Origin of the sequence: Methylobacterium sp. Leaf399, from assembly GCF_001424525.1 — a bacterium.
GTDB lineage: Bacteria > Pseudomonadota > Alphaproteobacteria > Rhizobiales > Beijerinckiaceae > Methylobacterium.
Genome location: NZ_LMQK01000001.1, coordinates 486,049 through 507,743, shown reverse-complemented (window position 1 = coordinate 507,743; position 21,695 = coordinate 486,049). Strand labels below are relative to the sequence as shown.

Below are 21,695 nucleotides of genomic sequence, written 5' to 3'. Positions count from 1 at the left end.
GGTGGATCCCGGGCGCCGCTGCCCCGCCCCGGGATGACGGGGCAGTAGCATCTGCGCGGCGCGCGACGCCGGTCACCCGAGGTCGGAACCTTGGATGCGGTTTTGCGCGCGGTGGCCGGTCCGCAACCCGCGATACGGCGAAGGGGCCGCCTCCCGGCGACCCCTTCCACCTCGTCCTCGCGGTGCGGACACCCCGGCCCGATCAGCGCGGCGGGGTTTCCGCCTGCTGCTGGATCAGCGGCGTAATCCGGCGCACGGTCACCCGGCGGTTCTCGCGCGAGGGGCCTTGCGTGTTCACCTTGAGGTTCTGCTCGCCGTAGCCCTGGGTCGTCAGGTTCTCCGGCGGCACCTGGAAGGACTGGGTCAACACCGTCGCCACCGATTGGGCGCGCCGGTCGGACAGCGACAGGTTGTCGACGTCCGCCCCCACCGCATCGGTGTAGCCCTCGATCAGGAACACCTCCTGCGGATTGGCGCGGATCGCCTGGTTGATCGCAGCCGCCATGGTCGAGAGCCGGGCGGCCTGGTCCGGGGTCACCGTGAACGAGCCGCTCTCGAAGGTGATCGTATCGATGTCGACGCTGCGCATGCGGGCGCGCAGCTGCGGGCTGTAGCGGACCTGGTCGAGGGTATAGCGCCGCCCCACCGGCTCCACCGGCGGTGCCGACAGGGTCTCGTAGAGGGTGCGTTCGTCGGCGCCCTCGTAGTCGACGATGTAGCGCTCGCGCGGGATGCGCAGGGCGGGCGGGGGCAGGTCCACGACGTCGTCGTAGATCGGGCGCGGCGGGCCGCCGATGGCGTTGTCGATGATCACGACCTCGCGGCCGTCGCGGAACCGGCGCGAGCGCCGCAGCAGGCGGCCGTCGTCGTCGACGATGGTCACGATCTGCTCGCCGCCCGGACGGTCGAGATAGGTCACGGTGTCCTCGCCGCGGCGCTCGCTGCGGAAGCCCCGGCGGTCGAGGTCGCGGAAACGCTCGTTCTCGTCGTGGCGGATGAAGGTGCGGTCGCGGTCGCGCACGATGATCCGGCCCGGCTCCCGGATGAAGGTGCGGCCGTCCTCGCTGTACTCGCGCCGGTCGCGCCGGACCTCGTCGTAGCTGCGCACGTCGACGTCGTCGCTGCGGAAGCCACCCTGGACGTAGCCGGGGCGGCCGGGCGTGTTGAACCGCTCGCGGCGATCCTCGCCACGGCCGGCCGGGTCACCGGGCAGCCCGGCGCCGGGCCGGCCATCGGGGCGCACGCCACCCTGCGGCGCCTGCCCCGGCACGACGGCACCGGCCGGCGCTCCCGGAGCGACGGGCGCGGCGGCGCCGGGGGCGGCCGCCGGCGGTGCTACGGGACGACCCGGCACGCCGGGCGCCGCGTTCGGTGCCTGCGGCGGTTGCCCGGCGGCCGGGCCCTCGGCGCCCGGCGGGGTCACGGGCCGGCCCGGAACACCCGGAGCGGCATTCGGAGCCGGGCGCGGTGCCTGGCCGTCGGCGCCCGGAGGTGTGACGGGACGGCCGGGGACGCCCGGAGCGGCGTTCGGAGCCGGTCGTGCGGGCGCCTGCCCGTCGGCGGCCGGCGGAGTCACGGGCCGGCCGGGCACGCCGGGAGCCGCATTGGGAGCCGGAGTGGCACCGGGGGGCGAGGGCCGCTGGCCCGCAGGCGCCTCCGCACCGCCCGGCGTCACCGGGCGACCCGGTACGCCGGGCGCGGCGTTCGGGGCCGCCGGACGCGGCGGCGTCTGTCCGTCCGCGCCCGGAGGAGTCGCCGGGCGAGCGGGGGCCGTATCGGGCGTCCGCGGCCGCGTGGCGTCCGGCTGGTCCGGCGCGCGACGGCCCGGCTCCTGACCCCGCTCCTGACCAGGGGCCCGGCCGGCGGGCTGGTCGGGACGGTCCTGTCCACCGCGCTCCTGCTGCGGGCGGCCCTGGCCACCGCGCGGCGCGTCGGCGGGCGGGGCGGCACGGGGGGCGGGGGCGGCATCGGGGCGTCCGGCTGGCTCGGATGCCGGACGCGGCGGGCTCGCCCGCTCGGGCTTGGGTGCCTCGGGACGGGCCGGTGCCTCCCGAGCGGCCGGTGCCTCTCTTGGGGGGGGCTCTCTCGCGGGCGCTTCCTTCGCTGGCGCCTCGCGGCGGGCCGGAGCGTCCTGTCTGGCAGGAGCCTCCGGTCTCGCGGGAGCGTCCGGTCTCGCGGGAGCCTCCTGGCGGGGTGCCGGAGCCTCGCGCGGCTCGGGCCTGCGCTCGGGGCGCTCGCCACGAGGCTCGGGCCGCTCGGCCGGCGGCTGGGCCGCACGGGGTTGGGGTCGCTCGCCGCGGGGTTCGGGGCGTTCGCCGCGGGGTTCGGGGCGTTCGGCCGGCGGGGCCGCGCGGGGTGCGGCGCCGGCCGGCGGTCCGCCGCGGGGCTCGCCCCTCTCCCGACCCGGCCCTTCTCCCGGACCCGCCTGCGCCAGCATTGTCCGCTCGGCCTGCGCGCCGGCATAGGCGGCGGAGAGATCGGACAGGACGAGGGCCGGCAGGACGGTGCCGGTCAGAAGGAGGAGGCGGATGGGCCGCATGAAGTCACTCTCGCGTCGTTGAAGTCCCCTTCGAACCGGGACGCACGTGAGATCGTTCCATGATGCGGTGTCATGCAACCTGCGCGGCACCCCGCGCAGGCCGCTCGTTCAAGGGGTCCCGAACCGGGCCGGGGCCGCGATGATGGTGGGTGCGATGATGCGGATGGGCGGCGGCTCCGCGGGCGCGGAAGCCGTCCGCTGGACGGTGGTGCCGGCCTGGGCCGGGTCCGCGTCCGACACCACCGCGGCACCGCGGCTGGCCGCATCGGCCGCGAGGGAGGCCGCGGTCTTGTCGGCCCGGCCGACGAGGGTCAGGCGGACCTTCGGCCGAGACATCGCCTCGGCCTGCATCGGGGTGACGAAGATGTCGCCCTTGTGGCGCACCATCATGCTCTCGGCCTTGACCAGGGATTGCGCCCAGGTGCGCCCCTCGGCCTTGCACGAGCAGTTCGGGGTGAAACTCTTCTGGAACTTGAAGGCGTTGGCCAGCGAGACGTAGGCGCGGCTGCCCTTGATCGTAGCGGCCTGGCGCAGGGCGTCGTCGCCGTGGGGCATCGAATAGGCGGCCGCCTCCGCACCCGGGCACAGGGCCTGGCACAGCTCGTCGGCGCCGCTACGGCCCTCGGGCAGGTTGGTCATCGGGAAATAGGCGCCGTCGCAGCTGCGCACGCAGATCACCTGGCTGCCGCCCCGGGCCCGCGCCTCGCCGAGGGAGGCCTCGGTGACGGAGGCGGGCCGGTTCTGGTCGGCACAGGCGCTCGCGACGGCGGCGTTCAATTGCCGGCGGCGCGCGGCCGTCACTTCGCCGTTGTCGCCACCGTAGCCGGCGTTGAGGGCGCGGATGCGCTGCTCCACCGCGCCGCACTGGGGCGGGCGCGTATCGAAGAACAGGAACTTGCCGCCCTCGCAGTTCAACGTCCGAAAATAGGCGTTGAGGCGGCCGATCTCGTTCTGGAGCGCGCGGGCGGTGTCGGCCCCCGCGCTGAGGTTGGCGAGCTCCGCCTTGTAGCGCTGGCAGGAATAGGTGTCGGCGGCGGCCGGCAAGGCCGTGGCCGCGAGCATGGCGGCGGCGCCGGCCAGCATGCGGCCGATGCGACGCAGGACGGGGAGGCGGATCGCGGAGGGGATCAGCGGCATGACCTGACAGCAACGGGGGTTGAGCTTGGCGGTTCCGTCGAATCGACGAACGATCGGTTCGGCGATTCGTCCGGCCGCCGAAGCGAGGCTTTTGTATCCGCCCTGGCCAACCGGCGACAGCCTTCCCACATCCGCCCCGGTTCCTAACGGGGGAAAGATCCAATGATGTGGCTTCGTGGTCTCACAGCGCGGACGGCGGTATCCGTCGCGCTCGCGTCGGGCATGGCGCTGGCGGCGGCCGCGGGGCCGGCGGCGGCGGCCGACGACCCCGACCGCATCTTCGACAAGTCGACGGTGTGGCGCCCGCTCACCCCCAACGACAAGCTCGTGGTCTACGGCATCGACGATCCGGCGGTGGCCGGGGTCGCCTGCCACTACACCCAGCCCGAGAAGGGGGGTATCAAGGGAACGCTGGGGCTGGCCGAGGACGTCTCGGACATCTCGCTCTCCTGTCGCCAGGTCGGGCCGGTGAGCTTCAAGGGCGAGCTCAAGCAGGGCGAGGTGGTGTTCAGCGAGCGCCGCTCGCTGATCTTCAAGTCGATGCAGATCGTGCGCGGCTGTGACGCCAAGCGCAACACGCTGATCTACATGGTCTATTCCGACAAGGTGGTGCAGGGCTCGCCCAAGAACTCCACCTCGACGGTGCCGCTGATGCCCTGGGGCACCGAGCCGCCGCCCAAGTGCGGCGACGTCTTCAAGAGCTGAGCGCGTTCCCGCGAGACCTCAATCCTGGCAGCTGATCTTGATCGGCGGGGCTTCGGCCGGCTTGACGGGGGCCTCGATCGCGCCGGTGTAATCCTCCGGCGCGGCGATGCCGAACGCGCCCGCCGAGGCGAACCCCTGCGATTCGCACCAGGCGTCGGCCACCACCTGACCGCAGCCGCCGCTCCCCGACGACAGGCAGTCGCCGACGCCGTAGCCTTCGGCGGCCGGGATCAGGAAGGTCTTCTCCACCTTGGTCGCCTTGGCCGGCGCCTGCTGCGCGAAGGCCAGGGTCGAGAACAGCCCGAGGGCGAGGCAGGCGCTGAGGCACACGGCCGGACGACGCATGGGGAGACCTTGATCGAAGCGGGGGGTGAGGTTGCGGTGCGGGGAAGGTCGGCGCGAGAGATTGGCGCAGGAGATTGACGATGGTCGAAACTGTCGATCGGGCCGGTAAACAAAGGCTTTCGGCCGTTCGTTTAATCCCCTCCCTCGTTCCGGGCCGGCTTTCCCTCTCGAAGTGATCACCCTTTTGCGGTAGCCCGAATGCGGCGCCGATGCCGTCGCCTTCCCGCAACAGCGCGGGAAACCCGGCGCGGCCGCCGTCCCCGGACCGGGCCCGGCCGCTCACGGGAAAACGATGTCGGGGCAAGGGGATCCCGCCCGGGCATCGCCGTGCGGGGGCACGGGGCCGGCCGGGATGCAGCAGGGACGAGACACGCTTTCATGGAACCGATGTTGCGGCTCTACAACACGCTGACCCGCGAGAAGACGGCCTTTTCGCCGATCGATCCGACGCACGTGCGGATGTACGCCTGCGGCCCCACGGTCTACGACGCGGCCCACATCGGCAACGCGCGGCCGATCATCGTCTTCGACCTGCTGTTCCGGCTGCTGCGCCACCGCTACGGGGCGGGCCAGGTCACCTACGTCCGCAACGTCACCGACGTCGACGACAAGATCAACGCGCGGGCCGCGGCGCGCGGCATCTCGATCCGCGACCTCACCGACGCCACCCTGGCCGACTTCCACGCCGACCTGCGCCGGCTCGGCGTGCTGATGCCGGAGGACGTGAACGTCGACGGGCAGCGCCCCCGCTTCGTCGAGCCGCGGGCCACCGACCACATCGCCGAGATGGTGGCCATCGTCGAGCGCCTCGTCGCCTCGGGCCACGCCTACGTCGCCGACGACCACGTGCTGTTCGACGTGCCGGCGATGCATGACTACGGCGCGCTCTCCCGGCGGCCCCTGGACGAGATGGAGGCGGGGGCCCGCGTCGAGGTCGCCGCCTACAAGCGCTCCACCCTCGATTTCGTGCTGTGGAAGCCGGCCAAACCGGGCGAGCCGTCCTGGCCCTCGCCCTGCGGGATCGGCGCGCCGGGCCGTCCGGGCTGGCACATCGAATGCTCGGCGATGTCGTGGAAGCATCTCGGCGAGACCTTCGACATCCACGCCGGCGGCATCGACCTGATCTTCCCCCACCACGAGAACGAGGTCGCCCAGTCCCGCTGCTGCTTTTCCACCGACGTGATGGCCAACGTCTGGCTCCACAACGGCTTCCTCCAGGTCGAGGGGGAGAAGATGTCGAAGTCGCTCGGCAACTTCGTCACCCTGCGCGCCGTGCTGGACGACTGGCCCGGCGAGGTGGTGCGCCTGGCCATGCTCAAGACCCACTACCGCCAGCCGATCGACTGGACCCTTCGCGGGCTGGAGGAGGCGGGCCGGATGCTGGACCGCTGGTACGGCGTCGTGGGCGACGCCGCGCCTGCGCCGGACGTGCCGGCGGCCGTGCTGGAACCGCTGCTGGACGACCTCAACACGGCCGCGGCGCTCGCCGAACTCCACCGCCTCACCGACCCGGCCGCCCTCAAGGCGGGGGCCGGCCTGTTCGGCCTTCTGGCCGCGACGCGCTCGCAGCGCGAGGCCGGCGCCATCCTCGCGGCGGGCATCGACGTCGAGCGGGTCGAGGGGCTGATCGCGGAACGCAAAGCGGCACGGGCGGCCAGGGACTGGGCGGAATCGGACCGGCTGCGCGACCTCCTCCTCGGCCTCGGCGTCGCGATCAAGGACAACAAGGACGGCGCCACCACCTGGACGCCGGTCACATGATCGCCCCGTCCGATCGCCAACCGATCATCGTCGCCGATGCGGGGCCACTGATCCGGCTGGCGGCTGCCGGCATCCTCGACACCGTGCGCGGTCTCAACCGGCGCATCGTGCTGGTGGACCGGGTCGAGGACGAGGTGGTCGGCGATTTGACCAGACCGTTCGCGGCCGACATCGCCGCCTGGATCGCCGGTCTGGGAGACGCCGCCCTTCGCGTCGAGACCGTGGTCGGCATCGGCGTGGCTTCGCTGCGCGCCCGGAGCCGGACGCCACAGGACGAGGCCCTGCTCAAGAGCGCGTTGCGCGACTCGGGCGAGCAGGCCTTGCGCGAGTTCGTCGGCCACTGGCATCCCGAAGACGCCGCCTCGGCGGTGGTCCTCTACGAGGACCACAAGGTCGCGACCCTGTTCCTCGATGTCGATTTCCCCGTGACGCTCATGACCACGCGCGCTTTCGTGGCCACGGCGACGCGGTGGGGCATCAACCAGGACGCGGTCCTCGCGTTGGAATCCATCGCCGACCGCTACGACCTGAAGCCCGCGTTGATGGCGGAGATCGATCCGACCCAGCCGGTCGACCTGCGGATGCTGCCCCGGCCGCTGCCGCCGCAGCGATAGCGGCCGGCCGGATCAGAACCGCCGGGCGATCGCCGTCTCGGCCTCCGGCGAGATCGCGGGCCGCGCCTCGCGCAGCATCGCCACCGCCGCCTCGGCATCCTCGGCCACGAGGTAGTTGAGGTCGAGGCCTTCGCGGATGAAGCCCTGCTCGCGCATGTGGTCGAGGAGGACGAGGAGCGGCCGCCAGAAGTCGGCCACCGAGACCAGGACGATGGGCTTCTCGTGCCGGCCGAGCTGGGCCCAGGTCATCTGCTCGACGAGTTCCTCGAGGGTGCCGATCCCGCCGGGCAAGGCGACGAAGGCATCCGAGCGCTCGAACATCAGGCGCTTGCGGGTGTGCATGTCGGACACGACGATGGTCTCCTGGATCTCGTCGAGCATGCGCTCGCGCGACTTCAGGAAGTCCGGGATGATGCCGGTGACGTGGCCGCCGTGCGCCAGCACCGCGCGCGCCACCGTGCCCATGAGGCCGACGTTGCCGCCGCCGTAGACGAGGCCGATGCCGGCCTGCGCCAGGGCGCGGCCGAGGCCTTCTGCGGCTCGCGTGAAGGCGGGGTCTCCCCCGAAGCCCGAGCCGCAATAGACGCAGACCGTCCGCACCGGAGCCGGTTCGACCGGCGTCATGCGCATGCTCCGGCCCGGCGGTCCGGCGGTCCCCCGCCGAGGCCGGCGGGGCGCCCGTCCAGGGGCCAGACTACCGAGGGGAGGGGCGCCGGGCGGCCCGCGGCCGCCGAAAGGTTTGGTGTTCCAGTCATGTTCGCTATTATGTCGCCGTCCATCGGTGGTTTGTCGACAGCCGCCGAGCGAGATTCGTCGGCCTGTCCGCCGGGTTTCCGAACGCGTTTGGAGTGAAGCGCCATGACGGCGGAGTTGCGGCGGAGCCTCGTCCTCGCCGGTGGAGGCCTGGTCGCCGGATTCGCCCTCGTGCTGGCCCTGTTCGGATCGGGACAGGTCTGGAAGAGCATGACCGGGGGCGAACCGACCGCCGTCGCCCGCCTGCCCGATACGGCCGTGCCCGGCCCCGACGATGGCAAGTCCGGAGCTATCAAGCCTGGGGACGTCAAGCCCGGGGATGTGGCGTCCGGTGTGTCGCCGGCCCCGCAACGCTCAGGGGAGGCGGGCAAGGACCAGCCGGGAAAGCCCCGGCCCGCCGGAGAGCAGATCCCGGCACAGCCGCAGACCCTGCCGGCCGCCGAAGCGGGGGCGCCGACCTTCGACATCATCCGGGTGGAGCCGAACGGCGACTCCGTGATCGCGGGGCGCGGTGCGCCCAACACCACCGTCGAGCTGATGCGCGACGGCGAGCCGATTGCCCGTGCGCTCATCGATCCCTCCGGCCAGTTCGCCATCGTCCCGCCTGCGCTGCCGTCCGGAAACAGTGAGATCACCCTGCGCATCACCGGCGCCGACGGGCAGGTCCGGCGCTCGCGCGAGAGCGTCGCCGTCGTCGTGTCAGGCAACCGCGATGCCAAGCCGTTGATCGCCCTGAGCGCGCCGGACCGGCCGACGGTGGTGCTGTCGCAGCCCGATCCGGCGCCCGCCGCCCCGGCCCCCGTAGCGGAGGAGGCGGGTCGATCCCCGGCCAAGTCGCCGAAGTCCGCCGAAGCGACGTCCGCCGATGCGAAGTCCGCCGATGCGAAATCCGCCGCGGCTAAGGGAGCGCCCGGTCCGGAGGCCGGCTCGGCCTCGAAGGCGGCGGCGTCCACCCCCGAAGCGCCCCGGCCGGCCGCGGCCCCCGTCAAGGTCGTCAGCGTCGACGCGGAGGAGGGCGGCCGGCTCTACGTGACCGGGCAGGCCTCGCCCGGCGCCACCGTGCGGCTCTACCTCAACGACACCCTCGTGGCGCCGGGCAGCGCCGGCGCCGACGGCCGTCTCGCTTTCGCGATCGGCCGGGGCGTATTGCCGGGCGCCTACCGGGTGCGGATCGACGAGGTCGACTCGGTCTCCGGCAAGGTCAAGGCGCGCTCTGAGGTGGCCTTCGCGGTGCCGGCGGCTGTGCCTCCCAAGGCGGCGTCCAGGCCCATGGGCGGTGGAGGCCCGGCCAATGCGCGGGACACCGTCGCCGTCGTGCCGGCCCTGCCGGAGGCTGCGGCGCCCGCGGCCGGCGGTGCCGACGCCAGGCGAGCCGCCGCCCAATCGGTGGAGCCCAAGGTCGCCGATCCCCAGCTCGCCGAGCGCCGGCCCCCGGAGGGCGCGCAGCCGCCGTTCCGGCCCGCCGAACCGCCGCGCGCCGAGACGCCCGCCCCCGGTGCGCCGGAGCGACCGGGCGCGATGGCGCGCAGCGACCTCCCGCCGGCTCCCGCCGTGACGGCGCCTTCCCGCATGCCCGCGCCCGAGAAGCCGGGCGCCGAGAGTCCGGCCCTCCAGACACCCGCTCTCCAGATACCTGCCCCCGGACCGACGGCGCGGCCGGGCGCTCCCGAGCGCACCGTCTTCATCCCCGAGATCGGAACCGCCAGGATCGCGCGGGGCGACAACCTCTGGCAGATCAGCCGCAAGGTCTACGGCAAGGGCACCCGCTACACGGTGATCTTCGACGCCAACCAGAGCCAGATCCGCAACCCCGACCTGATCTACCCCGGCCAGATCTTCGTCCTGCCCACCGACGGCGCGGCGGCCGTCCGGACGGAGGAGCGGCGGGGGTGACGGGCGGGGGCCGTCCCAAGGGTCTTCTGCGGAACCCCCCAAATTTGCGCAACGGTAGCGTAAAGCTATTGCCGACCGATCATGCGAATTGCATATAGCAAAGCAGCCGTGCGGGTCCTCAGTCGAATGCCGGCCAACACGGCCTCGTTGATTCGCACCAAGATCGAGCAGTACGCGAACGATCCGACCACTCAGACCAACAACGTCAAGCAACTCAAGGGCGAGCCTACCGTCTATCGTCTTCGGATTGGCGACTGGCGCGTTCTCTTTACGAACGATGGTGAGATCATTGCAATCGTCAGGGTCGCACCGAGGGGTGGTGCCTATGACTGACGTCTCCCTTACGCAGGGGTGCCCCGAGGAGAGTGGGATGAATTCCAAGAGCGTCATCACACCGGGCGGTGAACGTCTCGTGATCCTGTCGGAGGCAGATTACGCGGCGCTTCTCTGTGCGGCGGAAGACAATGCCGATCGCGAAACCCTGGCTCGATTTCGCCGAGCCCTGGCCAGCGGAGAGGAAGAGTTGATCCCCTCCGACGTCGTCGATCGCCTTCTGCGCGGCGAAAACAGGATCCGGGTGTGGCGTGAGCATCGCGGCCTGAGCGCCAAGACGCTCGCGGAAGCGGCTGGTATCGCCCAACCTTTTCTGTCGCAGATCGAAACGGGACGACGCGACGGTACCGTCGAGACCCTGCGTAAGATCGCCGATGCCCTAAACGTCACCCTCGACGACATCGCCGGATAAGCCCCGCCGCGGCGCCGGGCCGGGTTGCGCGCAGGCGGCTGTTGCGGCGGCGCATCCGGCCTATATGCAGCGGGCGATCCCGCCGCTCTCGGAAAAACCCGTTCCCCATGAAGCCCGATACCGCGACCGCGGCGACCGGAGCCGCGCCGTCCGCGCGCCCCGGCCTCGTCGCCACCTACCGCCGGCTCTGGCCCTATCTCTGGCCGCACGGCCGGCCCGACCTCCAGCGCCGCGTCTTCCTCGCCTTCGGCCTGCTGATGGTCGCCAAGGTCGTGACGATGGTGACGCCCTTCACCTTCAAATGGGCCACCGACGCGCTGGTGGCGATCGCCGGCGCCAAGGACGGCACGCCGCCGGCCGAGGTCCCCACCGGGATCTTCGCGCTGCCGATGGTGATGATCGGCCTCTACGGCCTGTCGCGGGTGCTGATGGCCGGGCTGACGCAGGTGCGCGACGGGCTGTTCGCCAAGGTCGCCATGAACGCGGTGCGGCGCCTGGCGCTCCAGACCTTCGAGCACATGCACCGCCTCTCCCTGCGCTTCCACCTCGAGCGCAAGACCGGCGGGCTGACGCGCGTGCTCGAGCGCGGGCGCGGCGGCATCGAGGAGCTGTCGCGCCTGATGGTGCTGACGCTGGTGCCGACCGTCGTCGAGTTCGCCCTCGTCATCGGCGTCCTCGCCTACGAGTTCGACTGGACCTACTCGGCCGTCGTGTTCGTGATGGTGGCGGCCTACCTCGGCTTCACCTGGAAGGCGACGCAGTGGCGCATCGAGATCCGCCGCCGGATGAACAGTTCCGACACCGACGCCAACACCAAGGCCGTGGATTCGCTGCTCAACTTCGAGACCGTGAAGTACTTCGGCGCGGAACGGCGCGAGGCGGAGCGCTACGACGGTTCGATGGCGAAGTACGAAAAGGCCTCGACCCAGACCTACGTCTCGCTGGCCATCCTCAACGCCGGCCAGGCGCTGATCTTCACCATCGGCATGACGATCGTGATGTGGTTGGCTGCCCGCGACATCATGGCCGGGCGCACGACGCTGGGCGGCTTCGTGCTGGTCAACACCATGCTGATCCAGCTCTCGATGCCGCTCAACTTCATGGGCATGATCTACCGCGAGATCAAACAGGCGCTGATCGACATCGACGACATGTTCCAGATCCTGCACCGCAACCCCGAGATCGCCGATCGGCCGAATGCGCCCGTGCTCAAAGCCGGCCCCGGCGTGGTGCGGTTCGAGGACGTGCATTTCGCCTATCATGCGGACCGGCCGATCCTGCGCGGGGTCAGCTTCACGGTGCCGGCCGGGCGCACGGTGGCCATCGTCGGCCCCTCGGGGGCGGGCAAGTCGACCCTGTCGCGCCTGCTGTTCCGGTTCTACGAGCCGCAAGGGGGCCGGATCACCATCGACGGCCAGGACATCGCGGACGTGCAGCAGGCCTCCCTGCGCGCCGTCATCGGCATGGTGCCGCAGGACACGGTGCTGTTCAACGACACCATCGGCTACAACATCCGCTACGGCCAATGGGACGCCAGCGACGCGGCGGTGCGCGCCGCCGCCGGCCTCGCCCAGATCGACCGCTTCGTGTCGAGCCTGCCGGAGGGCTACGACACCCCGGTGGGCGAGCGCGGCCTCAAGCTCTCGGGCGGCGAGAAGCAGCGAGTGGCCATTGCCCGCACCATCCTCAAGGGCCCGCCGATCCTCGTCCTCGACGAGGCGACCTCGGCGCTGGACAGCTTCACCGAGCGCGAGATCCAGGACGCGCTGGACACGATCTCCAAGGGCCGCACCACGCTGGTCATCGCCCACCGCCTCTCGACGGTGGTGAACGCGGACGAGATTCTGGTGCTGGACAAGGGCGTGATCGTCGAGCGCGGCAGCCACGACGTGCTCCTCGACGAGGGCGGCGTCTATGCCGCGATGTGGAATCGGCAGCGCGAGGCCGACGAGGCCCGCGAAATTCTCAAACGGGCCGAGGAGGACAAGGCGTCGGACGCGCGGGCGGGTGCCGCACGGGTGGCCGAGCCGGCCGAGTGAGGATCCGGGCTGGTCAGGCGGCGTCGCGGTTCAAAGGCTCGATCCGTTCGACGTCGGACCCTGCCGACTCCTGCGCCCTGAGGAGGTCGTAGCGTCCCTGAAGGTTGATCCAGAACTGCGCGCTGGTGCCGAGGTAGCGACCGAGGCGCAACGCCGTATCGGCGCTGATGCCGATCTCCTCCCGCGCGATCCGCTCGATGCGGGTGCGCGGGACGCCACAGGCCCGTGCGACGGTCCCGGCGCTGAGACCGAGCGGAACCATGTATTCCTCCCGCAGCATCTCGCCGGGATGCATCGGCGGCAGGGTGGCGACGATCTCCATCACATCTCGGGTCATGTCGGAGCCTCCAGTCTTCCGGGCGGTCGATCAATGATAGTCGACGATCTCGACATCCTCCGGGCCGGTTGGCGCCCATCGAAAACAGACGCGCCACTGATCGTCGATCCTGATGCTCCATTGGCCGACACGATCGGCTTTCAGGGATTCCAGACGGTTGCCGGGCGGAGAACGCAGGTCGCCGATGACGTCGGCAGCGTCGATCGCCTGAAGCTTTCGCCTCGCGACCTTGAAGAGGTCGGTGGGAAATCCCCTGGGGCATCGCCCCCGAAAAATCGCCTCCGACCACGTGTCCCTGAAGCTTCTGATCACCGGATCGCCCTTGGTAGACTGTATCACTAAGTGATACAGTCTGGTCAACCGTCCCCGTCGGGGATGCAGGCGGGCGCCTGCGTTGATCCGACGCTTGCCAACGGCCGTCCGGCGCCTGCCCGAAACCGTATGACGGAGCGCGCCCATTGCCTTAAGAGGGGCGCCATGCACACGGGGCGGCCGCGGGGCCGTCGCCAGACACGGACAACCGAAACAGCCCCATGACCGACCTCCTCGAGACGATCCGCAAGACGCTCGTGCCGATCCACAAGGAGGGGTATCCCTTCATCCTGATCGGCATCGTGCTCACCGTGATCGGCGGGTACTTCGCGCAGAGCCTCGGCTGGATCTTCCTGATCCTCACCCTGTGGGTCTGCTACTTCTTCCGCGACCCCGAGCGGATCACCCCCATCGGCGACGGCCTCGTGGTGTCGCCGGCCGACGGGCGGGTGAACCTCATCGCCACGGTGCTGCCGCCCCCGGAACTCGACCTGCCGCAGGTGGAGATGACCCGCATCTCGGTGTTCATGAACGTGTTCGACTGCCACGTGAACCGGGTGCCGATGACGGGCCGGATTGGGCAGATCCACTACACCCCCGGCCTCTTCCTCAATGCCGAGCTCGACAAGGCCAGCGACGACAACGAGCGCAACGGCCTCGTGATGGAGACCACCCACCGCGGCACGCCGCTGCGGATCGGCGTCGTCCAGATCGCCGGCCTCGTCGCCCGGCGCATCGTCGGCTTCGTCCAGGCCGGCGAGACCCTGCAGGTCGGCGAGCGCTTCGGGCTGATCCGGTTCGGTTCTCGCGTCGACGTCTACCTGCCGCTCGGCACCCGGGTGCTGGTCGGCCTCGGCCAGAAGGCGGTGGCCGGCGAGACGGTGCTGGCCGACCTGAGCGGCGGCCCCGAGCGCGCCTTCCGCCGGATCTGAGAGGGAGCCCGCCATGGACGACCTGTTCCCGCCCTTCGCGCCCGACGCCGACGAGCCGAAACCCCGCCGGTTCAAGCCGGTGCCGTTCCGGATGATCGCGCCCAACATGATCACCCTGATGGCGCTCTGCCTCGGGTTGACCGCGATCCGCCTCGCTTTCGAGGGCAAGTTCGAGCCCGCCGTCATCGCCATCGTGGCCGCCGCCTTCCTCGACGGCATCGACGGGCGCGTGGCGAGGATGCTCAAGGGTACCTCGCGGTTCGGGGCCGAGCTCGATTCGCTCGCCGACTTCGTCAACTTCGGCTGCGCCCCGGCCTTGATCCTCTACGGCTTCGCGCTGTTCCACCTGCGCTCGGTCGGCTGGATCGTGGCGCTGATCTTCGCCATCGCCATGGCCCTCCGGCTCGCCCGCTTCAACGCGATGCTCGACGACCCGACCCGGCCGGAATGGAAGAAGGACTACTTCGTCGGCGTGCCGGCCCCGGCCGGCGCCCTCACGGCGATGCTGCCGCTCTACCTGCACTTCCTCGGGCTCACCATGGAGCGGTGGGCGGCCCCCATCGTGCTCGGCTACGTCCTCGTCATCGCGCTGCTCGTCGTCTCCACGGTGCCGACCTTCTCGGGCAAGACCATGGGCAAGCGGGTGCCGCGCGATTGGGTGCTGCCGATCTTCCTGGTGGTGGCGGCCGGGTTCGGGTTGTTCATCAGCTTCCCGTTCGAGGCGATGGTCGTGCTCGCGGTCGCCTATCTCGTCGGCATCCCCATCGGCGCGGCCCAGTACCGCCGCCGGGCCAAGGCGGAGGCCCGTCGCGAGACGCCGACCGCCGCCGCAACGGAAACGCCGCCCGCGCCCGCCGACGCCCCACAGGCTTTGCCGCCGCCCTGACGCCTGGCGCCGGTCGGCACCTTGCCCGGTGAGCATGGCTTGGCTAGTGCTCGGGAACACGAACGGGGACGGGGCGGCGATCATGCTCGAGGAATTCAAGAAGTTCGCACTGCGCGGCAACGTCGTCGACCTTGCCGTCGGCGTGATCATCGGCGCGGCCTTCGGCGCCATCGTCACATCGGCGGTGCAGGACGTCTTCATGCCGATGATCGGTGCGATCACCGGCGGTCTCGACTTCTCGAACTACTACATCGCCCTGTCGTCGAGCGTGCAGAAGGGCGCCGCTTATGCCGATGCCAAGAAGCAGGGCGCGGTGATCGGCTACGGCCAGTTCATCACCGTGGCGATCAACTTCATGATCGTCGCCTTCGTGCTGTTCCTCGTCATCCGCGCCATGAACAAGCTTCAGTCGCAGGAGGAGGCCAAGCCGGAGGCGGTCGCCGAAGTGCCAGCCGACGTGAAGATCCTGGGCGAGATCCGCGACATCCTGGCGACGCGCCCCAAGGTCTGAACGCCCACAGGTTCTGATAGGCTGAGGGCTGTCAGGTTCGCGACGTCGACCCGCCCGGTCCGGTGCCGCCGAGGTCGCCGAGGATCTGATCGAGGGCCTGGGCCACCGCCTCGGTGCCCTCTTCGTGGGTCTTGAGGCGGACTTCCAGCCGCTTGATCTGCGGCTCGAACTCTTCCGGCACCACGGGGTCCCCGAGATAGTCCGGCACGCCGTCGCCGGTGGTGAAGACGCTACGCAGCTGCTGCCCGAGATGATCGCGCACCGGCTCGGGCAGGGCGCCCTCCTTGGAGGCGGACTCCGAGGGGCCGCGGTCGTCGATCTCGTTCTGCATGGTGTCGGTCTTTCCTCGCTCCGTCACCCTCAACAGCGATCCATGGCAAGTCGTTGCAAGTCTCAGGTCGTCGCCAGTCCCAAGTCGTCGCAAGTCGACTCGTGGGACCTCATCGCCTGCGGTTCGCGATCCCGACCTCCGCAGTCGGCCGGGCACGAGAAAGCCCCCGGCAAGCGATCGCCGGGGGCTGTCCGTTCAATCCAACCGAAAAGGGTCGATCGATTAGTCGATGACTTCGACGATCCGCGACGAACGATCCACGAGGACCGGACGATCGTTGATGACGGTGTAGCGAGCGCCGCGGGCGTTGTACTCGGCCGGGACCTCGTAATAGGTCACGCCGGAGTTCGGCAGCACGGTGCCGACACGGACGTCACCGTTGTAGTCGAACGAACGGCGCTTTTCGCGGGTCACGTACTGGCGGAAGCGGGGACGGTCGTTCACGCCGAGGATGCCGCCGACGGTGCCGGTGGCCGCACCGACGGCGCCGCCGACGATGGCACCCACCGGTCCGGCGGCATCCGCACCCTCTTGGGCGCCGCGCTCGGCGCCGCGCACCAGACCTTGGGCCTGGGCGGCCATGGGCAGGCTGAGGGCGATGACGGAGGCGGCCAGCAAGGTCTTGATGGTCATGGATCGAAACTCCCGTTGTGATGTCCCGCCCGACCGTCGTGGTGTCGTAGGCGGGTCTGCCGCAATAACGTGCGACCGTCTCAAAGGGATGCGATAAAAATGATCTTTTCGTTTTGCGTCCCGATCGACACGAAAACGATAAAGATATTCTCTCGAAACGGAGAATTTCGCGTTTCTTCGCTCCGGCCGAAAGGCCGTTGAGGAGCCCGCCGTCCGGCGTCCGGGTACATCCATGCGGCCAGCAACGTCGCGGACCGCCGGTCTCCGACCTGATCCCGTCGATCCGGCAGTGATGCGGCGACGGGCTTCCCGGGGGCGCCGCGCGGGGTCCGTACTTGGTTGTCGCTCGATGCGAGCGGGACCCCTATCAGGCGTCCAGGTGCTTGAGCACCAGGGTCGCGTTGGTGCCGCCGAACCCGAACGAGTTCGAGAGCACGTGGCCGAGCGCCACCCCGTCGCGGCGCTGGCGCAGGATCGGCATGTCGGCGAAGGCCGGGTCGATCTCGTCGATATGCGCGCTCTCGCAGATGAAGCCGTGCTTCATCATCAGGAGCGAATAGATCGCCTCCTGCACGCCGGTGGCGCCGAGCGAATGGCCGGTGAGGGACTTGGTCGCCGAGATCGGCGGGCAGTCCTCGCCTCGTCCGAACACCTCCCGGATCGCCTCGATCTCCTTCTCGTCGCCCACGGGCGTCGCCGTGGCGTGCGGGTTGATGTAGTCGATCCGCGCGCCCTTCAGTCCCTCGATCGCCTGCTGCATGCAGCGCACCGCGCCCTCGCCGGAGGGGGCGACCATGTCGTGGCCGTCGGAGGTGGCGCCGTAGCCCGCGACCTCGCCGTAGATCTTGGCGCCGCGGGCCCGCGCGTGCTCCAGTTCCTCGAGCACCAGCACGCCGGCGCCGCCGGCGATGACGAAGCCGTCGCGGTTGGCGTCGTAGGCGCGCGAGGCCCGCGCCGGGGTGTCGTTGTACTTCGAGGACATGGCGCCCATGGCGTCGAACAGCACCGAGAGGGTCCAATCGAGGTCCTCGCAACCGCCCGCGAAGATGATGTCCTGGCGCCCGGCCTGGATGATCTCGGCGGCGTTGCCGATGCAGTGGTTGGACGTCGCGCAGGCCGAGGCGATCGAATAGTTCACGCCCTTGATCTTGAACCAGGTCGCGAGCGTCGCCGAGGCGGTGGACGACATCGCCTTGGGCACCGCGAACGGACCGACGCGCTTGGGGCCCTTTTCGCGGGCGATGGCGGCCGATTCCACGATCGCCTTGGTGGAGGGGCCGCCCGACCCCATGATGATGCCGGTGCGCGGGTTCGAGATCTCGCCCGCCTCCAGGCCGGAATCGGCGATGGCCTGGTCCATGGCGACGTGGTTCCAGGCGGTGCCGCCGCCGTGGAAGCGCATGGCGCGCCGGTCGACGAGGGTCTCCGGATCGAGGCTGGGCCGGCCTTCCACCTGGCTGCGGAACCCGAGTTCGGCATAGGACGCCGAGGCGCCGATGCCGGACTTGGCCTCGCGCAGGGACGCGAGGACTTCCTCGGTGGTGTTGCCGATGGACGAGACGATGCCCATCCCGGTGATCACGACGCGGCGCATGGGCAGGTTCTTCTCCGCCGGGGTGCCTGAGCGAAGGCGCTCCCCATGGACGATCAATCGAGAGACAGTCAGGTAAGGCGGGCCGGGCCCGATCTCAACCGGCCCCGTTGATCGGGGCTCGTCGAGGTCGCCTCAGGCCTGCGCCTGGAACAGGGCCACGCGCAGGTCCTTGGCCTCGTAGATGCGCCGCCCGTCGGCCTCGAGCCAACCGTCGGCGATGCCGAGCACGAGCTTGCCCTGGCGCACGCGCTTGATGTCGATGCCGTAGACCACCTGTTTCACGCTCGGCAGGACCTGGTCGGTGAACTTCACCTCGCCGACGCCGAGTGCCCGGCCGCGTCCGGGGGCGCCGAGCCAGCCGAGGTGGAATCCCACGAGCTGCCACAGGGCGTCGAGGCCGAGGCAGCCGGGCATCACCGGGTCGTTCTTGAAGTGGCAACCGAAGAACCAGAGGTCGGGCCTGACGTCGAACTCGGCCAGGACATGACCCTTGCCGTGGGCGCCGCCCTCGGACCCGATCGAGACGATGCGGTCGAACATCAGCATCGGCGGCAGCGGCAGCTGGGCATTGCCCGCGCCGAACAGCTCGCCGCGCCCGCAGGCCAGCAACTCCTCGTGGCTGTAGCTGGACGCCCGCGCCGATACGGCCGTGGTCGGGGTCTCGGGAGGAGTCCGAGGAGGAGTCTGATCGTGATCGGAAGACATGAAAGCGGATCGGTCCTCGGCTCGTGATGCTGACGCGACGGGCCCGTGGTCCGGGCCGCCCCGCGTCCATGCCGTCCCCTGCGACAGCGCGGCCTCGTTAGCACAGGCCCCCGGCGCCTTCAAAGCGGGCCGGCGGCGACGCGGCGGCGGCTTCGGGTTGCGGGTCGGCGGTGCCTCTCATATAACCCTCCCATCAGAGTTCCGATGCATTCCGCGAGCGTTCCGTAACCGTCATGTCGAATCTGACGTCACTCCAGGCCGCGCTGAACGCGCGGGGCACCGGTCCCGCCGGTGAGGCGGCCGGTGCGCTCGGTCGGCGCGGCTGCCCGCTGTCGGACCTGCGCGACCGGTTGCGCCGGGCCGGACTGCGCCCGACGCGCCAGCGCCTCTCCCTGGGTTGGCTGCTGTTCGGGCGTGGCGACCGCCACCTGACGGCGGAAATGCTCTACGACGAGGCGATGCGCGCCAAGGTGCCGGTGTCGCTGGCCACGGTCTACAACACCCTCCACCAGTTCACCGAGGCCGGCCTGCTGCGCCAGCTCGCGCTCGACGGCTCGAAGGCCTATTTCGACACCAACCCGAGCGAGCACCACCACTTCTTCCTCGAGGAGGAGGGTCAGGTCCTCGACATGCCCGATTGCGGCATCACCGTCGATTCCCTGCCCGAGGCCCCCGAGGGCATGGAGATCGCCGGTGTCGAGGTGATCGTGCGCCTGCGCCGCCGGGTCGCCGCCCGCCGGGCCTGAGCGACCTCGTTCCGGTAAGACACGAACAAGGGCCCGGTTTCGCCGGGCCTTTTTCGTGAGCGGGACAGGCGGGCGATCAGCGGCCGGCCTCATCCCATTTCCGGTCGATCACTTCGTGATGCGGACATGGGCTTCGCTCAGGCGCCGCGCGGGCTCGGTGATACGGCTCCCGCTTGATCCAAGCGGAAACCGTATCACTCCACCCGTTCGTTCGGGTACACGCCCCACAGCCGGTCCTGGCGGATGTAGCCGGAGACGTCGCCGCCCTTCTGGGGGAGGGCGACGATCACGCGGCACCAGCTGCCGGTGCAGGATTTGACGCTGCCGATGACGCCGGCCTGGAGCCGGGCCTCCTCGCCGGAGGTTTCGTCGGCCTTGGCGAACAGCGGGATCGCCGCGGCCTTGTCGCCGCTGCGGCCGGCGGTGACGATGGAGGTCCGCCGGCCCGAGAGCAGCGAGTGCAGCACCCAGCCCTCGGTGCCCTCGGAATCGCGGATGCGCCGCCAGGTCTCGAACTCGGCCACGATCTCGATGGGCAGCCCGGCCCGCTGGAACACCCACAGGGTGCGGTGGTCCTTGGAGGGGCCTTCGCGCAGGTTGACGCGGTCGGTCTTGAGGCTGGCGTAGCGCGGCAGCGGCAGCTTGGTCACCGGCCCGAGGGCCACGTCCGGCTGCCCCTGCGCGGCGGCGCCCTCCGGGCCGGAGGCGGCCGCGGCGCCGAGGAGGGCGGCGACAACAACAGCGAGGGCGCGCATCGTTCGTCTCCTGTGCCGTGGTCCCGCGGTCTCCGGCCGACGCCGGACACGGGACCGCCCCGCGCATTGTGTTCGAGCCCCTCTCTGGTAGAGAGGGCGGCCCGCGACGGCCTCGGTTTGTGCGCGAGGATGCGCGACGTCCGTGGTGATCTTCTGCCGGTCGCGTGGTTAACAGAACGTAAGGGGCCCCGTCATCCGCGCCCGGACAGGCCGGGGCGCCGGTGGGCCGGGTCCGCGGGGAGGAAGCATGCCGTCGTTGAAGCGCAAGCCGCTCGTGGTGGTCACGCGGCGACTGCCGGAAGCCGTTGAAGCGCGTATGCGCGAGCTGTTCGACTGCCGCTTCAACCCCGACGATACGCCGCTGGACCAGGACGCCCTCGTCGCCGCCATGCGCGAGGCCGACGTGCTCGTGCCCACCGTCACCGACGAGATCGACACCGCGCTCCTGGCCCAGGCCGGCCCGAACCTGCGGCTTATCGCCAACTTCGGCAACGGCGTCGACCACATCGACGTGGCCGTGGCGCTGGAGCGCGGCATCACCGTCACCAACACCCCCGGGGTGCTGACGGAGGACACCGCCGACATGACCATGGCGCTGATCCTGGCGGTGGCGCGCCGGGTGACGGAGGGGGCGCGCATCATCCCCGACGACGCCTGGGACGCCGGCTGGTCGCCGACCTGGATGCTCGGCCGCCGCATCACGGGTAAACGCCTGGGGATCGTCGGCATGGGCCGGATCGGCCAGGCGCTGGCCCGCCGCGCCAAGGCGTTCGGCCTCTCGATCCATTACCACAACCGTCGCCGGGTGCCCGCCGCGATCGAGCGCGACCTCGAGGCGACCTATTGGGAATCCCTCGACCAGATGCTGGCGCGGGTCGACATCGTCTCGGTGAACTGCCCGCACACGCCGGCCACCTACCACCTGCTCTCGGCCCGCCGCCTCAAGCTGCTCAAGCCCGAGGCCATCGTCGTCAACACCGCCCGCGGCGAGATCATCGACGAGAACGCGCTGGCGCGCCTCATCGAATCCGGCGACGTCTCGGCGGCGGGCCTCGACGTGTTCGAGCAGGAGCCGGCGGTGAGCCCGCGCCTCGTCAAGCTCGCCCGCTCGGGCAAGGTGGTGCTCCTGCCGCACATGGGCTCGGCCACCCACGAGGGCCGCTCCGACATGGGCGAGAAGGTCATCATCAACATCAAGACCTTCATGGACGGCCACCGTCCGCCGGACCGCATCCTGCCCGGCATGCTGTGAGCCGGTGCCGGCGATTCCGGACAACGACGGGCCGGTGGCAGGGGAGGGCACGCCATGACCACCGTGCCGTCATGCGTCGGACCTCGCGGGCCGGTCGCCTTCGGCCCGGCGTCCGCTCCGGATGGTGAGCCGGCGCCACGCACGGTCGCTTTTCAGCGCGCCGGCGCGAT

23 protein-coding genes are annotated in these 21,695 nt (G+C 70.5%); 12 read left to right on the top strand and 11 right to left on the bottom strand.

Annotated features, from left to right (window positions below; translation table 11 throughout):
* Positions 1–202 precede the first annotated feature (202 nt).
* Entirely contained in the window at positions 203–1,423 is a 1,221-nt protein-coding gene (locus ASG40_RS22475; protein ID WP_443136572.1) for an OmpA family protein, read from the bottom strand.
* A 1,224-nt stretch (positions 1,424–2,647) separates the two neighbouring features.
* Positions 2,648–3,676: a DUF2865 domain-containing protein gene (locus ASG40_RS02365; protein ID WP_055879858.1), complete on the bottom strand. Its 1,029-nt coding sequence runs from the start codon at positions 3,674–3,676 to the stop codon at positions 2,648–2,650.
* A gap of 162 nt (positions 3,677–3,838) precedes the next feature.
* On the opposite strand from ASG40_RS02365, the gene ASG40_RS02360 reads away from it, so the two are divergent.
* Complete coding sequence (locus ASG40_RS02360) at positions 3,839–4,381, top strand: CreA family protein (protein ID WP_055879856.1); 543 nt, start codon at positions 3,839–3,841, stop codon at positions 4,379–4,381.
* An 18-nt stretch (positions 4,382–4,399) separates the two neighbouring features.
* On the opposite strand, the gene ASG40_RS02355 is transcribed toward ASG40_RS02360, so the two are convergent.
* Entirely contained in the window at positions 4,400–4,726 is a 327-nt protein-coding gene (locus ASG40_RS02355; RefSeq protein ID WP_055879854.1) for a hypothetical protein, read from the bottom strand.
* A 378-nt stretch (positions 4,727–5,104) separates the two neighbouring features.
* Here ASG40_RS02355 and cysS point away from each other — a divergent pair, with 378 nt between their 5' ends.
* Together cysS and ASG40_RS02345 are read left to right on the top strand one after the other, a co-directional pair.
* Positions 5,105–6,487, top strand: a complete 1,383-nt coding sequence (gene cysS / locus ASG40_RS02350; protein WP_055879850.1) for a cysteine--tRNA ligase — start codon at positions 5,105–5,107, stop codon at positions 6,485–6,487.
* Positions 6,484–7,101: a hypothetical protein gene (locus ASG40_RS02345; protein ID WP_055879848.1), complete on the top strand. Its 618-nt coding sequence runs from the start codon at positions 6,484–6,486 to the stop codon at positions 7,099–7,101. The genes cysS and ASG40_RS02345 overlap by 4 nt, the downstream gene beginning before the upstream one ends.
* 12 nt (positions 7,102–7,113) lie before the next feature.
* On the opposite strand, the gene ASG40_RS02340 is transcribed toward ASG40_RS02345, so the two are convergent.
* Positions 7,114–7,725 (bottom strand): TIGR00730 family Rossman fold protein, encoded by a 612-nt coding sequence (locus ASG40_RS02340; RefSeq protein WP_055879846.1) that lies wholly within the window; start codon positions 7,723–7,725, stop codon positions 7,114–7,116.
* Between the two features lie 234 nt (positions 7,726–7,959).
* Here ASG40_RS02340 and ASG40_RS02335 point away from each other — a divergent pair, with 234 nt between their 5' ends.
* The 4 genes from ASG40_RS02335 (at position 7,960) to ASG40_RS02325 (ending at position 12,531) form a co-directional block, all read left to right on the top strand.
* Positions 7,960–9,747 carry a LysM peptidoglycan-binding domain-containing protein gene (locus ASG40_RS02335; RefSeq protein ID WP_055879843.1) on the top strand — a complete coding sequence of 596 codons (1,788 nt, stop codon included), beginning with the start codon at positions 7,960–7,962 and terminating at the stop codon, positions 9,745–9,747.
* An 81-nt stretch (positions 9,748–9,828) separates the two neighbouring features.
* Positions 9,829–10,080, top strand: coding sequence for a type II toxin-antitoxin system RelE/ParE family toxin (locus tag ASG40_RS20140; RefSeq protein WP_082523850.1), 252 nt, complete (start codon positions 9,829–9,831; stop codon positions 10,078–10,080).
* Between the two features lie 37 nt (positions 10,081–10,117).
* On the top strand, positions 10,118–10,492 hold the full coding sequence (locus ASG40_RS02330; protein WP_055879841.1) for a helix-turn-helix transcriptional regulator: 375 nt from the start codon (positions 10,118–10,120) through the stop codon (positions 10,490–10,492).
* A gap of 107 nt (positions 10,493–10,599) precedes the next feature.
* On the top strand, positions 10,600–12,531 hold the full coding sequence (locus tag ASG40_RS02325) for an ABCB family ABC transporter ATP-binding protein/permease (RefSeq protein WP_055879838.1): 1,932 nt from the start codon (positions 10,600–10,602) through the stop codon (positions 12,529–12,531).
* A gap of 13 nt (positions 12,532–12,544) precedes the next feature.
* Here ASG40_RS02325 and ASG40_RS02320 read toward each other — a convergent pair whose 3' ends face one another.
* Both ASG40_RS02320 and ASG40_RS02315 read right to left on the bottom strand, forming a co-directional pair.
* Positions 12,545–12,868, bottom strand: a complete 324-nt coding sequence (locus ASG40_RS02320; RefSeq protein WP_082523849.1) for a HigA family addiction module antitoxin — start codon at positions 12,866–12,868, stop codon at positions 12,545–12,547.
* Positions 12,869–12,898: 30 nt separating this feature from the next.
* Positions 12,899–13,180 (bottom strand): type II toxin-antitoxin system RelE/ParE family toxin, encoded by a 282-nt coding sequence (locus ASG40_RS02315; RefSeq protein WP_055879832.1) that lies wholly within the window; start codon positions 13,178–13,180, stop codon positions 12,899–12,901.
* Positions 13,181–13,401: 221 nt separating this feature from the next.
* Here ASG40_RS02315 and ASG40_RS02310 point away from each other — a divergent pair, with 221 nt between their 5' ends.
* The 3 genes from ASG40_RS02310 (at position 13,402) to mscL (ending at position 15,509) form a co-directional block, all read left to right on the top strand.
* The gene (locus ASG40_RS02310; RefSeq protein WP_055879829.1) at positions 13,402–14,112 is read left to right on the top strand and encodes a phosphatidylserine decarboxylase; all 711 of its coding nucleotides are present in this window, start codon (positions 13,402–13,404) and stop codon (positions 14,110–14,112) included.
* A gap of 13 nt (positions 14,113–14,125) precedes the next feature.
* Positions 14,126–14,998, top strand: a complete 873-nt coding sequence (locus ASG40_RS02305) for a CDP-alcohol phosphatidyltransferase family protein (RefSeq protein ID WP_055879826.1) — start codon at positions 14,126–14,128, stop codon at positions 14,996–14,998.
* A gap of 82 nt (positions 14,999–15,080) precedes the next feature.
* Positions 15,081–15,509, top strand: a complete 429-nt coding sequence (gene mscL, locus ASG40_RS02300) for a large conductance mechanosensitive channel protein MscL (protein ID WP_055879824.1) — start codon at positions 15,081–15,083, stop codon at positions 15,507–15,509.
* Positions 15,510–15,540: 31 nt separating this feature from the next.
* On the opposite strand, the gene ASG40_RS02295 is transcribed toward mscL, so the two are convergent.
* From ASG40_RS02295 to fabA, 4 genes are all read right to left on the bottom strand, one after another.
* The gene (locus tag ASG40_RS02295) at positions 15,541–15,840 is read right to left on the bottom strand and encodes a hypothetical protein (protein WP_055879820.1); all 300 of its coding nucleotides are present in this window, start codon (positions 15,838–15,840) and stop codon (positions 15,541–15,543) included.
* A gap of 222 nt (positions 15,841–16,062) precedes the next feature.
* The gene (locus tag ASG40_RS02290; RefSeq protein WP_055879819.1) at positions 16,063–16,473 is read right to left on the bottom strand and encodes a DUF1236 domain-containing protein; all 411 of its coding nucleotides are present in this window, start codon (positions 16,471–16,473) and stop codon (positions 16,063–16,065) included.
* A 367-nt stretch (positions 16,474–16,840) separates the two neighbouring features.
* Positions 16,841–18,067, bottom strand: coding sequence for a beta-ketoacyl-ACP synthase I (gene fabB, locus ASG40_RS02285; protein ID WP_055879815.1), 1,227 nt, complete (start codon positions 18,065–18,067; stop codon positions 16,841–16,843).
* Between the two features lie 132 nt (positions 18,068–18,199).
* Positions 18,200–18,772, bottom strand: a complete 573-nt coding sequence (gene fabA, locus ASG40_RS02280) for a 3-hydroxyacyl-[acyl-carrier-protein] dehydratase FabA (protein WP_055879812.1) — start codon at positions 18,770–18,772, stop codon at positions 18,200–18,202.
* 233 nt (positions 18,773–19,005) lie between these two features.
* Here fabA and irr point away from each other — a divergent pair, with 233 nt between their 5' ends.
* On the top strand, positions 19,006–19,518 hold the full coding sequence (irr, locus tag ASG40_RS02275; RefSeq protein ID WP_055879809.1) for a Fur family transcriptional regulator Irr: 513 nt from the start codon (positions 19,006–19,008) through the stop codon (positions 19,516–19,518).
* A gap of 194 nt (positions 19,519–19,712) precedes the next feature.
* Here irr and ASG40_RS02270 read toward each other — a convergent pair whose 3' ends face one another.
* Positions 19,713–20,273, bottom strand: a complete 561-nt coding sequence (locus ASG40_RS02270) for an SH3 domain-containing protein (RefSeq protein WP_055879807.1) — start codon at positions 20,271–20,273, stop codon at positions 19,713–19,715.
* Positions 20,274–20,520: 247 nt separating this feature from the next.
* Here ASG40_RS02270 and ASG40_RS02265 point away from each other — a divergent pair, with 247 nt between their 5' ends.
* Complete coding sequence (locus ASG40_RS02265) at positions 20,521–21,525, top strand: 2-hydroxyacid dehydrogenase (protein ID WP_055879803.1); 1,005 nt, start codon at positions 20,521–20,523, stop codon at positions 21,523–21,525.
* Positions 21,526–21,695: the final 170 nt, after the last annotated feature.

Excerpts from the sequence above, each read along its gene's own strand:
- ASG40_RS02320 (WP_082523849.1), bottom strand. The coding sequence starts at position 12,868 with ATGACCCGAGATGTGATGGAGATCGTCGCCACCCTGCCGCCGATGCAT.
- ASG40_RS02270 (WP_055879807.1), bottom strand. The coding sequence starts at position 20,273 with ATGCGCGCCCTCGCTGTTGTTGTCGCCGCCCTCCTCGGCGCCGCGGCC.
- mscL (WP_055879824.1), top strand. The coding sequence starts at position 15,081 with ATGCTCGAGGAATTCAAGAAGTTCGCACTGCGCGGCAACGTCGTCGAC.
- ASG40_RS02305 (WP_055879826.1), top strand. The coding sequence starts at position 14,126 with ATGGACGACCTGTTCCCGCCCTTCGCGCCCGACGCCGACGAGCCGAAA.
- ASG40_RS20140 (WP_082523850.1), top strand. The coding sequence starts at position 9,829 with ATGCGAATTGCATATAGCAAAGCAGCCGTGCGGGTCCTCAGTCGAATG.
- ASG40_RS02335 (WP_055879843.1), top strand. The coding sequence starts at position 7,960 with ATGACGGCGGAGTTGCGGCGGAGCCTCGTCCTCGCCGGTGGAGGCCTG.
- fabA (WP_055879812.1), bottom strand. The coding sequence starts at position 18,772 with ATGTCTTCCGATCACGATCAGACTCCTCCTCGGACTCCTCCCGAGACC.
- ASG40_RS02365 (WP_055879858.1), bottom strand. The coding sequence starts at position 3,676 with ATGCCGCTGATCCCCTCCGCGATCCGCCTCCCCGTCCTGCGTCGCATC.
- ASG40_RS02355 (WP_055879854.1), bottom strand. The coding sequence starts at position 4,726 with ATGCGTCGTCCGGCCGTGTGCCTCAGCGCCTGCCTCGCCCTCGGGCTG.
- ASG40_RS02345 (WP_055879848.1), top strand. The coding sequence starts at position 6,484 with ATGATCGCCCCGTCCGATCGCCAACCGATCATCGTCGCCGATGCGGGG.
- irr (WP_055879809.1), top strand. The coding sequence starts at position 19,006 with ATGTCGAATCTGACGTCACTCCAGGCCGCGCTGAACGCGCGGGGCACC.
- cysS (WP_055879850.1), top strand. The coding sequence starts at position 5,105 with ATGGAACCGATGTTGCGGCTCTACAACACGCTGACCCGCGAGAAGACG.
- ASG40_RS02325 (WP_055879838.1), top strand. The coding sequence starts at position 10,600 with ATGAAGCCCGATACCGCGACCGCGGCGACCGGAGCCGCGCCGTCCGCG.
- ASG40_RS02310 (WP_055879829.1), top strand. The coding sequence starts at position 13,402 with ATGACCGACCTCCTCGAGACGATCCGCAAGACGCTCGTGCCGATCCAC.
- ASG40_RS02360 (WP_055879856.1), top strand. The coding sequence starts at position 3,839 with ATGATGTGGCTTCGTGGTCTCACAGCGCGGACGGCGGTATCCGTCGCG.
- fabB (WP_055879815.1), bottom strand. The coding sequence starts at position 18,067 with ATGCGCCGCGTCGTGATCACCGGGATGGGCATCGTCTCGTCCATCGGC.
- ASG40_RS02340 (WP_055879846.1), bottom strand. The coding sequence starts at position 7,725 with ATGACGCCGGTCGAACCGGCTCCGGTGCGGACGGTCTGCGTCTATTGC.
- ASG40_RS02265 (WP_055879803.1), top strand. The coding sequence starts at position 20,521 with ATGCCGTCGTTGAAGCGCAAGCCGCTCGTGGTGGTCACGCGGCGACTG.
- ASG40_RS02295 (WP_055879820.1), bottom strand. The coding sequence starts at position 15,840 with ATGCAGAACGAGATCGACGACCGCGGCCCCTCGGAGTCCGCCTCCAAG.
- ASG40_RS02290 (WP_055879819.1), bottom strand. The coding sequence starts at position 16,473 with ATGACCATCAAGACCTTGCTGGCCGCCTCCGTCATCGCCCTCAGCCTG.
- ASG40_RS02330 (WP_055879841.1), top strand. The coding sequence starts at position 10,118 with ATGAATTCCAAGAGCGTCATCACACCGGGCGGTGAACGTCTCGTGATC.